The sequence below is a fragment of the Mycobacterium sp. NGS27 genome (assembly GCF_059813005.1).
In genome coordinates, this window is sequence record NZ_JCALDT010000041.1 from 1 (window position 1) to 538 (window position 538).

Below are 538 nucleotides of genomic sequence, written 5' to 3' on the forward strand. Positions count from 1 at the left end.
AAGGTCAGCAGGCAGCGGTGCCGGTGGGCGGCGGTGCGCAGCAGCGTCACCCGAAACGCCGGGGGCTGCGCCAGGTCCCCGACCGCGGCCCGCTCGGCGGCGCAGATCTGCGCGATCTGCTGCTCGAGTTCCTGTTGGCCGGCGAGGTCGAGGTAGAGCCATCCTGGGGTGGGGTGGGTGGGGATGAGTTGGACGGGGGGGTCGTAGTGGGTGATGAACCGGGCGGCCAGGTGGGGGTGGCGGCCGGTCACGGTCTGGACCGCGTGGTGGAGCCGGTCGGGGTCCAGGGGGCCGCTTAACGTGATATCCAGTTGCACCGCATACGCATCGGGATCGCTGTTGGCGTGGAAGAGCAGGCCGTGTTGGAGGGGGGTGAGGGGCAAGATGTCGGCGACGGGGTGGTGGTGGCACAGCTCGTCGATGTGGGTTTGGCTGAGGTGGGCCGGGGTGATGTCGGAGGGGGTGAGTCCGCCGCCGCCGGCGGCGACGTGGGCGCAGATGCCGGTCAGGGCTTGGATCCACAGCTGGCTGAGTTCGC

General features: G+C 70.4%; 1 protein-coding gene. It reads right to left on the reverse strand.

Annotated features, from left to right (window positions below):
• On the reverse strand, positions 1–538 hold a 538-nt coding region (locus AC5Y30_RS25475; RefSeq protein ID WP_499922083.1), incomplete at both ends, for a condensation domain-containing protein.